At 69.7% G+C, this 10,451-nt stretch carries 7 protein-coding genes; 6 read left to right on the top strand and 1 reads right to left on the bottom strand.

Features of this window, described 5'->3' with window-relative positions; all coding sequences use genetic code 11:
* The coding region (locus tag JOZ00_RS24135; RefSeq protein ID WP_293349184.1) for a CCA tRNA nucleotidyltransferase at positions 1-1,290 on the bottom strand (1,290 nt) is incomplete at its 3' end.
* Between the two features lie 100 nt (positions 1,291-1,390).
* Between JOZ00_RS24135 and JOZ00_RS24130 the strand changes: the two genes are divergently transcribed.
* The 6 genes from JOZ00_RS24130 to trxB all read left to right on the top strand — a co-directional run.
* Entirely contained in the window at positions 1,391-2,125 is a 735-nt protein-coding gene (locus JOZ00_RS24130) for an NUDIX hydrolase (protein ID WP_293349181.1), read from the top strand.
* Positions 2,122-4,512 carry a hypothetical protein gene (locus JOZ00_RS24125; protein ID WP_293349179.1) on the top strand — a complete coding sequence of 797 codons (2,391 nt, stop codon included), beginning with the start codon at positions 2,122-2,124 and terminating at the stop codon, positions 4,510-4,512. Before JOZ00_RS24130 ends, JOZ00_RS24125 begins: the two co-directional genes overlap by 4 nt.
* Entirely contained in the window at positions 4,509-8,147 is a 3,639-nt protein-coding gene (locus JOZ00_RS24120; RefSeq protein WP_293349177.1) for a murein biosynthesis integral membrane protein MurJ, read from the top strand. Before JOZ00_RS24125 ends, JOZ00_RS24120 begins: the two co-directional genes overlap by 4 nt.
* A gap of 59 nt (positions 8,148-8,206) precedes the next feature.
* Positions 8,207-8,779 (top strand): RNA polymerase sigma factor SigM, encoded by a 573-nt coding sequence (sigM, locus tag JOZ00_RS24115; protein ID WP_293349175.1) that lies wholly within the window; start codon positions 8,207-8,209, stop codon positions 8,777-8,779.
* Positions 8,780-8,836: 57 nt separating this feature from the next.
* Positions 8,837-9,592, top strand: coding sequence for a hypothetical protein (locus JOZ00_RS24110; RefSeq protein ID WP_293349173.1), 756 nt, complete (start codon positions 8,837-8,839; stop codon positions 9,590-9,592).
* A 92-nt stretch (positions 9,593-9,684) separates the two neighbouring features.
* Positions 9,685-10,451, top strand: a 767-nt coding sequence (gene trxB / locus JOZ00_RS24105) for a thioredoxin-disulfide reductase (RefSeq protein WP_293349171.1), incomplete at its 3' end; no start/stop codon positions are given.

The following is a 10,451-nucleotide window of genomic DNA, read 5'->3' as shown; positions in this document are numbered from 1 at the left end:
GTCAAGGTCGGGGCGGACCCGCTCCAAATCCTCGCGTGCGGCCAGCTCGTTGATCCGGCGCTCAAGGTCGTCATAGTTCGCACGTAGCCTCGCGGCGCGACGCGCATTGCGGGTGGTGCAGTCGGCGCGTACCAATTTGTGCAGCCGCGGCAGCAGCGGTCCAGCGTCGGTGACGTAGCGGCGCACAGCCGAGTCCGTCCACTTCCGGTCGCCGTAACCGTGGAACCGCAGATGCAGAGATACCAGCTGGGACACATCGTCGACCGTCTGCTTGGAATACTTCAAAGCCCGCAACCGCTTGCGCGCCATCTTGGCGCCCACCACCTCATGGTGGTGAAAGCTGACTCCCCCGTTGGCCTCGTGCCGCCGGGTGGCGGGCTTGCCGATGTCGTGCAGCAGCGCCGCCCAACGCAGCACCACGTCGGGTCCTTGCTCGGGGTCCTCCAGTTCGATCGCCTGCCGCAGCACCGTCAGCGAGTGCTGGTAGACGTCCTTGTGCTGGTGGTGCTCGTCGATGGCCATCTGCATCCCGCCGACCTCAGGCAGCACCACGTCCCCCATGCCGGTTTGCACCAACAGGTCGATGCCGGCGGCCGGGTCAGGGCCGAGCAGCAGCTTGTCCAGCTCTGCGGCCACCCGCTCGGCGGTGATCCGCCCCAGTTGCGGCGCCATCTCCTCGATCGCTGTGCGCACCCGCGGAGCGACCGTGAAACCGAGCTGTGCGACGAACCGGGCGGCGCGCAGCATCCGCAGCGGGTCGTCGCCGAAGGACACTTCCGGCGCGGCCGGGGTATCCAGCACGCGCTCACGCAGGGCCGCCAGACCATCCAGCGGATCGAGGAATTCGCCCGGCCCGGCCGGTGTGACGCGCACGGCCATCGCGTTGACCGTGAAATCGCGTCGCACCAAATCGTCTTCGAGGCGATCGCCGAAGCGCACCTCGGGGTTGCGGGACACCTGGTCGTAGGTGTCGGCGCGAAAGGTCGTGATCTCCAGCCGCTGGTCGTCCTTGCCGACGCCGACTGTGCCGAATTCGATCCCGGTGTCCCACAGGCTGTCGGCCCACCGCCGCAGGATCTGCTGCACCTGCTCGGGGCGCGCGTCGGTGGTGAAGTCCAAGTCGGGACTCAGTCTGCCCAGCAGCGCATCCCGCACGGAACCGCCGACAAGATAGATGTCATGGCCCGCCGCATCGAACGCCGAACCCAGCTCGCGCAGCATGGGCGCGTACTGATTCAGGGCGACCGCGGCGGCGGTCAGCAACTCGGCATCCTGGGCTGCATCAGGCACGTTCGATCAGCCTAGTCGGATAATAGTGAGGTCTCGTCCCACACTCGCCTAGCGGCGAGTATGTCCTGAAGAGAATGCCGTGCCAGCTACTATCGCTTGGGTGTCGGAGGGCGAAGAAGCCAAACCACGTCGGCGCCGGGGTCGGCGCCGCGGTCGAAGCGCGGCGGCCGCGTCCGAGAATCAGACGAACGGCCAAGCCGCGGGCGACTCGACGGCAACGAAATCGCGCCGATCCCGTACGGCTCGCCGCGGCCCGGATCGGCTGCGCACCGTGCACGAAACATCCGCGGGCGGGCTGGTCATTGACGGTATCGACGGGCCCCGCGATCGCCAGGTCGCGGCGCTGATCGGGCGCGTCGACCGGCGCGGGCGGATGTTGTGGTCGCTGCCCAAGGGCCACATCGAGCTCGGCGAGACCGCCGAGCAGACCGCTATAAGAGAAGTCGCCGAAGAAACGGGTATCCGCGGCAGCGTGCTCGCCGCACTCGGACGCATCGATTACTGGTTCGTCACCGACGGTCGTCGGGTACATAAAACCGTGCACCACTATTTAATGCGCTTCTCCGGCGGGGAATTGTCCGACGATGACCTCGAAGTCGCCGAAGTCGCCTGGGTGCCGATCCGCGAACTGCCTTCCCGGCTGGCCTACGCCGATGAACGTCGGTTGGCCCAAGTGGCCGACGAGCTGATCGACAAGCTGCACAGCGACGGCCCCGCCTCGCTTCCGCCGCTGCCGCCCAGCTCTCCCCGGCGACGCCCGCAGACACATTCGCGGACCCGGCATTCCGATAAGCCGGCTCCGGGCCGGAAGAACGGTCACGGGCCCGGGCCGTGAGTTCCTCGCGACTCTGTTGGACCGGCTTGCTGCGCCTCGCCGCTGTGGTCGGCATCGTGGCCTGCTTGGCCCTGTTGACCGCTCCCGTGTTGCCGCGCGCGGCCGCGGGCGAACCCGGGGTGACGCCCTTTGTCAGGGTTCGCATCGACCAGGTCACCCCGGATGTCGTCACCACCACCAGCCCAGCCGTCGTCACCGTTAGCGGCATGGTGACCAACATCGGCGACCGCCCTGTGCGCGACGTGATGGTCCGCCTCGAGCACGCCGGGGCGGTCACCGAGTCCGCGGGTCTGCGCACGTCGCTGGACGGCGACACCGACCAGTACCAGCCAGCCGCGGAATTCCTCACGGTGGCGCCTGAGCTGCAGCGCGGGCAAGAAGTTGGCTTCACCCTGTCCGCCCCGCTGCGGACTCTGACCAAGCCGTCCCTGGGCATCGACAAACCCGGCATCTACCCGCTGCTGGTCAACGTCAACGGCACACCGGACTACGGCGCCCCCGCCCGGCTCGACAACGCGCGGTTCCTGCTGCCGGTAGTGGGCGTGCCGCCCGATAAGGCGGACGACCTGGACGCCGCCGTCGCACCCGACACCTCTAAACCCGTGTTGATCACCATGCTGTGGCCGCTGGCCGACCGGCCACGCCTGGCCCCCGGCCTGCCCGGTGGCACGATCCCGGTGCGGCTGGTCGACGACGACCTGGCGACCTCCCTGGCCGCCGGCGGGCGGCTCGACATCCTGCTGTCCGCGGCCGAAGTCGCGACCAGCCACGACGTCGACCCCGACGGCGCCGTCGGCCGAGCGCTGTGTTTGGCCATCGACCCGGATCTGCTGGTCACCGTGAACGCGATGACCGCCGGCTACGTGGTGTCCGACGCCCCCGACGGTCCCGCCCAGATGCCGGGTACCCCGACTCATCCGGGCACCGGACAGGCCGCCGCGACCGAATGGCTGAACCGTCTCCGTGCGCTCGCCCACCGGACCTGCGTCGCGCCGCTGCCCTACGCGCAGGCCGACCTCGACGCCCTGCAGCGCGTCAAGGATCCGGGGCTCAGCGCCGCCGCGACCACGGGCGTCGGCACCATCATCGATCGAATCCTGGACATATCGTCCGCCCGGGGCGCCACACTGCTGCCGGACGGTTCGTTGACCAACCGCGCGGTGAACCTGCTCAGCGGCAACGACAGCACGGTTGTGATCGCACCTGGCGACATGTCCGCCCCCGAGACCCAAGGGTCGTCCAGCGTCAGCGTCGACACCGCGCCCCGGCGGTTGTCTCCCCAAGTGGTCGTCGCGCCGTTCGACCCGGCCGTCGGCGCCGCGCTGGCCGGCGCGGGAACCAGCCCCGTGGTGCCCACCTACCTCGACTCCTCCCTGACGGTCCGGCTCGCGCACGACTCCGTCACCGCGCGCCGGCAAGACGCCCTGGGCTCCATGTTCTTGCACGCGCTGCGGCATGACGACGCGCCACGCACCCAGCTGCTGGTACCACCGGCGACCTGGAACCTGCAGGCCGAGGACGCGCAGGTCATCTTGACCGGGCTGACGACCAGCATTCGTTCAGGCTTGGCGCTGCCCCGCCCGCTGCCCGCGGTGGTCGCCGAGGCCGGTGCCCGCACCGAGCCGGCGGAGGCCGTTGACGCCGAGAACTCCGAACGGGGCCGGATCAACGACGACATCACCACGGACATCGCGGGCCAGGTCGGCCGGCTGTGGGGTCTGACCTCGGCGCTGAGCACCGACGAACGGACCGGGTTGAACGGCGTTGCCTACACCGCCCCGCTGCGCGAAGACATGCTGCGCGCGTTGAGCCAGTCCGAACCGCCCGACTCCCGCAACGGCATGGCGCAGCAGCGGCTGGCGGTGGTCCACCGGACGATCAACGACTTATTCGGTGCGGTCACGATCGTCAACCCGGGCGGGTCCTACACCCTGGCCACCGAACACAGCCCGCTTCCACTGGCCCTGCACAACGGCCTCGCCGTTCCGATCCGGGTGCGCCTGCAGGTCGATGCCCCGCCGGGCATGCGGGTCACCGACGTCGGCGAGGTGGAACTGCCGCCGGGCTACCTGCCGCTGAGGGTGCCGATCGAGGTGAACTTCACTCAGCGAGTCGCCATCGATGTCACCCTGCGGACACCCGACGGCTTGCGGTTGGGCGATCCGGTCCGGTTGTCGGTGCATTCCAACGCCTACGGCAAGGTGCTGTTCGCGATCACGCTGACGGCCGCGGCGGTGCTGGTAGCCCTGGCCGGACGGCGGCTGTGGCACCGGTTCCGCGGCCAGCCCGACCGCGCCGACCTGGACCGCCCCGACCCGCACGACGCCGCGTACCCGCACCCGCACGACGAGACAGACGATCGGGTCGAGCAAGAGCACCGAGTATGAACCCCGCCTACCGGCAGGCCCAACCGCAGCGCCTGCCACCGTCATCGCGGCGTCCCCGCAGCACAGGCTCGCCGCCCACGGGTCCGCTGCCGCCCGTCCCCGCAGGTATCGATCGGCGCCGGCCCGAACTGTCCGACGCCGCACTCGTGTCGCGCTCGTGGGCGATGGCGCTCGCCACCCTGGTCAGCCGGCTCACCGGATTCGCCCGGATCGTCCTGCTGGCGGCGACGCTGGGTGCGGCGCTATCCAGTGCGTTCTCGGTGGCCAATCAGCTGCCCAACCTGGTGGCGGCCCTCGTGCTGGAGGCAACCTTCACCGCGATCTTCGTGCCGGTACTGGCGCGCGCCGAGCAGAGCGACCCCGACGGCGGCGTGGCGTTCGTCCGGCGCCTGGTGACGCTGACGACGACGCTGCTGGTGATCGCGACGGCGCTCTCGGTGACGGCGGCGCCGCTGCTGGTGCGGCTGATGCTCGGCCGCGCCCCGCAGGTCAACGAGGCGCTGACCACCGCCTTCGCCTACCTGCTTCTCCCCCAGGTGCTCGCGTACGGGCTGACGTCGGTGTTCATGGCAATCCTGAACACCCGCAACGTATTCGGGCCTACGGCGTGGGCGCCGGTCGTCAACAATGTCGTCGCCCTCGTCACGCTGGCGGTGTATGCACTCGTCCCGGGCGAACTCTCGGTTGATCCCGTCCGGATGGGCAACGCCAAGCTGCTGGTGCTGAGCGTGGGCACCACGTTGGGCGTCTTCGCGCAGACCGCGGTCCTGCTGGTGGCGCTGCGCCGCCAGCACGTCAGCCTGCGTCCCCTGTGGGGTATCGACGAGCGCCTGAAACGCTTCGGCGCGATGGCCTCCGCGATGGTGCTCTACGTGCTGATCAGCCAGCTCGGCCTGGTCGTCGGCAATCAGATCGCCAGCACGGCCGCGGCCTCGGGTCCCGCGATCTACAACTACACCTGGCTCGTGCTGATGCTGCCGTACGGGATGATCGGGGTCACCGTGCTGACGGTGGTGATGCCGCGGCTGAGCCGCAACGCCGCCGCGAACGACACCAAGGCGGTGCTCGCCGACCTGTCGCTGGCCACCCGGCTGACGCTGATCACACTGATCCCCATCGTCGCGTTCATGACGGTCGGCGGATCCGCGATCGGTACCGCGCTGTTTGCCTACGGCCATTTCGGCGGGGTCGACGCCGGCTACCTGGGCGCCGCGATCGCGTTCTCGGCGTTCACCCTGATCCCGTACGGGCTGGTGCTGCTGCAGCTGCGGGTGTTCTACGCGCGCGAACAGCCGTGGACACCGATCGTGATCATCCTCGTCATCACCGCCGTCAAGATCGTCGGATCGGTGCTGGCGCCGCACCTGACCAACGACCCGAAATTGGTGGCCGCCTACCTGGGGCTGGCCAACGGCCTCGGCTTCCTGGTTGGCGCGGTCATCGGCTACCTCCTGCTGCGGCACGCCCTGCTGCCGACGGGTGGCCATCTGGTCCGCGGCGGTGAGGTGCGGACGATCCTGGTCACGATCACCGCGTCGCTGCTGGCCGGTCTGATCGCCCATGTGGTCGACCGCCTGCTCGGCCTGGGTGAGCTGACCACGCACGGCGGCGCCGCGGGCTCGTTGCTGCGGCTGTTCGTGCTGGCGATCATCATGCTGCCGATCATGACGGCGGTCATGGTCCGCGCGAACGTGCCGGAAGCGCATGCGGCGCTGGACGTCGTCCGGCGGCGCATCCGAGGCAACGCTCCGCGTCCCCGCACACCGAGTGCTCGGGATCAATCGTCTCATCGTGGCCCCGTCACGTACCCTGAGCAGAGGAATTCGTCCCCGCCTGGGGTAAATGCGGTCCAGCAGCCGATCCCGCGCAGGCCTCCGGAGCGGGCAGCCCGAGCCCGGATAGCGAAAGGACCGGAGGTGACCGACCGCCCTATGGATAGCGCCCCATCCAGCGCCGGATCCGGTTCGGCCTCAGGTACCGAGGTGCCGCGACCGGCCGCCGACGACTTCCAGCCCGACATTCCGCCCGCCCGGGAGCCCGATAAGTCGCCGTCCCGCGCGTCCGACAAGGTCAACGGCGACCTTCCCGGCGAGCGCCGCCGCAGCGGTACCCCGTTTGACGTGCCCCGGGACCGGACCGGGGATCCCGGCGACGATGTGCACCTGGTCCCGGGCGCCCGCATCGCGGGGGGCCGGTACCGGCTGCTGGTGTTCCACGGCGGCGCGCCGCCCCTGCAGTTCTGGCAGGCCCTGGACACGGCGCTGGACCGCCAGGTGGCGCTGACGTTCGTCGACCCGGACGGCGCCCTTCCGGGTGACGTGCTGCAAGAGATCTTGTCGCGCACCCTGCGGCTGAGCCGGATCGACAAACCGGGCATCGCCCGGGTGCTCGACGTAGTCCACACCGGATCCGGCGGCCTGGTGGTCGCGGAGTGGATCCGAGGTGGCTCGCTTCAGGAGGTCGCGGACACCGCGCCATCGCCCGTCGGGGCGGTCCGCGCGATGCAATCGCTGGCCTCGGCGGCTGACGCAGCGCACCGCGCCGGCGTCGCGCTGTCGCTCGACCACCCCAGCCGGGTGCGTGTCAGCATCGAGGGCGATGTCGTGCTGGCGTACCCGGCGACCATGCCCGACGCCAACCCGCAGGACGACATCCGCGGCATCGGCGCCGCGTTGTATGCGCTGCTGGTGAATAGGTGGCCGTTGCCCGAGTCCGGTGTGCGCAGCGGCCTCGCCCCGGCCGAGCGCGACGCCACCGGCCAGCCCGTCGAACCCATGGTCGCCGACCGCGACGTCCCCTTCCAGATCTCGGCGGTCGCGGTCAGGGCGGTGCAGGAGGACGGCGGAATACGCAGCGCCTCAACGCTTTTGAACCTGCTGCAGCAGGCGACCGCGGTGGCTGACCGCACCGAAGTGCTTGGCCCCATTGACGATTCGCCCGCGCCGCCCACCTCGCGCCTGTCCGTCGGTCAGGATGAGGCGGACTTTGCGCGCCGCCGCCGCAACGTGCTGATCGGGGTCGGTGTCGGCGTCGCCGTGCTGGTGGTCGCCCTGCTGGTGCTGGCTTCGGTGGTCAGCAAGATCTTCGGCAATGTGGGTGGCGGCTTCAACCGAGACGAGCTCGGCCTCAACGGTCCCTCGTCGTCGACGTCGTCGTCGGCGGCGCCCAGTTCCGCCGCGTCGGGCAGCATGGTCAAGCCCACCAAGGCGACCGTCTTCTCCCCCGATGGCGATCCGGACAACCCGGGCACGGCCGGGCAGGCGATCGACGGTGACCCCTCCACCGCCTGGGCGACCGAGGTCTACACCGACGCCGTCCCGTTCCCCAGTTTCAAGCAGGGCGAGGGGTTGATCTTGCAACTGCCCAGCCCCACCGTGGTCGGCCAGGTCACCATCGACACCCCGAGCAGCGGGACCAAGGTGGAGATCCGCTCGGCGCCGACGTCGAGTCCGTCGTCGCTGAACGACACCACCGTGCTGGCTCCGGCCTTCACGCTCAAGCCCGGCCACAATGTCATCCCGGTCCGAGCCGGCTCGCCGACATCGAATCTGCTGGTGTGGATCTCCACTCTGGGAACCACGTCCGGCAAGAGCCAAGCCGGCCTTTCGGAGATCACGGTTCAGGCCGCGTCCTGATTCACAGCACCCCGTCTGGGTGAAGTGCCGCCCGGGCACCGATTGGATACTGTCCGGCCGTGGGATTCGGGGCGGATGACCAGCGAGAACGCACTGATGCCGAGCTGCTGGCAGCCCATGTCGCCGGCGACCGCCATGCCTTCACCGAGCTCTTCCATCGACACCAAAGGCAGCTGCACCGGCTCGCCCGGCTGACCACTCGCAGTGCCGAGGACGCCGAGGACGCTCTGCAGGACGCCATGCTGTCGGCACACCGCGGCGCCCGTTCGTTTCGGCACGACGCCGCCGTCGGCAGTTGGCTGCACCGCATCGTGGTCAACGCCTGCCTGGACCGGCTGCGCCGCGCCAAAGCGCGCCCGGTCGTCCCACTCGAAGACGTCTACCCGGTGGCCGATCGCACGGCCCAGGTCGAGACCGCGATCGTGGTGCAGCGGGCCTTGATGCGACTGCCCGTCGAGCAACGGGCCGCGGTGGTCGCCGTCGACATGCAGGGTTACTCGGTGGCCGACACCGCCCGGCTGCTGGGCGTGGCCGAGGGCACGATCAAAAGCCGGTGTGCCCGGGCCCGGGTGCGCCTCGCCGAGCTACTCGGCTACCTCAACCACGCGGATCACGTCGCCGGCCCGATCTGACGACCGCTGGACCGCCTCTCGTGGCCATCGATCGGCACATGACGGACACTGGGGCGGATGGCTGCAGCGGACGACGACGCGACGGGTCACGGCCCGGATTCTGGGGCGGCGGGCGCGGACCCGCCGCTGACGGTCGACCTCATCGCCGACCTGCAGGCCGGGCTGCTGGACGACGAGGCCGCCGCGCGGGTGCGCCGGCAAGTCCGCGCGGACCCGGAAGCCGCGGTCGTGCTGAACGCGCTGAACCAGGTCCGCAGCGACGTCGGCGCCGTGGGCGCAGCGACGGCGCCCGACGCTCCCCCGCGGGTCACCGCGCGCGTCACCGCCGCACTCGCCGATGAGCCGCCCGGCGGCGCGCACTCCGCCCGGCCACGCAGCCGTCCACTGCGGACCACCGCGGCCGTCGGCGGATTCTGCGCGGTGCTGGCCGCGGTGGGATTCGGAACGATCGCCCTGCTCCGCGCACCCGACCCCACGCCGAGCAGCACCTCGGTCACCGCCGAGCACATCACGGTGTCGCCGCCGACGGTGATTCCGCTCTCGCAGGAAGAGATCCTCGGCCTCCTCGACCGCACTCCCGACTACGGGCCGTTCGCCGACCCCGCCCGGCGCGCCTCCTGCCTCAGCGGCCTCGGCTATCCGGCGTCCACCCCGGTGCTGGGCGCTCGGCCGATCGAGATCAACGCCCGCCCCGGCGTCCTGCTGGTGGTTGCAGGCGATACGCCCCACGGCGTGGCGGCCTACGCGGTCGCCCTGAATTGCAGCGCCGCCGACACCGGCCTGTTGGCCAATACTCAAATCCCCCGCCCTTAGTCTGGTGCCATGGGTTGTGCGACACACCCGGGAACAGGTGCGCCGACGGCGGCGTTTCACCAGATCCCAAGACGTTCGTGCGAAAGGTTTCTATGACCGCCGACACTGTTCATGACGTGATCATCATTGGTTCGGGCCCTGCGGGGTATACGGCTGCGTTGTATGCCGCGCGTGCGCAGTTGGCGCCGCTGGTGTTTGAGGGGACGTCGTTTGGTGGGGCGTTGATGACCACGACCGAGGTGGAGAACTATCCGGGTTTTCGTGATGGCATCACCGGTCCGGAGTTGATGGATCAGATGCGGGAACAGGCGCTGCGTTTTGGCGCCGATCTGCAGATGGAAGACGTCGAATCGGTCTCGCTTAAGGGCCGGGTGAAGTCGGTGGTGACCGCGGATGGGAAGACCCACCGGGCCCGGGCGGTGATTTTGGCGATGGGGGCGGCCGCCCGCTATCTGGGCATCCCCGGGGAGCAGGAGTTGCTCGGGCGTGGGGTGAGCTCGTGTGCGACCTGTGATGGGTTTTTCTTCAAGGACCAAGACATCGCGGTGATCGGGGGCGGGGACTCGGCGATGGAGGAGGCCACGTTTTTGACCCGGTTTGCCCGCAGCGTCACCTTGGTGCACCGGCGCGAGGAGTTTCGGGCCTCGCGGATCATGCTGGAGCGGGCCAAGGCCAACGACAAGATCACCATCTTGACCAACAAGGCGGTCGAGGCCGTGGAGGGCAGTGACACGGTGACGGGGTTGCGGCTGCGCGACACGCGCACCGGCACGCACACCACGTTGGCGGTGAGCGGGGTGTTCGTGGCGATCGGGCATGACCCGCGGTCAGAGCTGGTGCGTGATGTCGTGGAGACCGA

This window comes from Mycobacterium sp., from assembly GCF_019243155.1.
Lineage (GTDB): Bacteria > Actinomycetota > Actinomycetes > Mycobacteriales > Mycobacteriaceae > Mycobacterium.
Note: the sequence above shows the minus strand (reverse complement) of the source record. Positions and strands in the feature narration are given on the sequence as shown.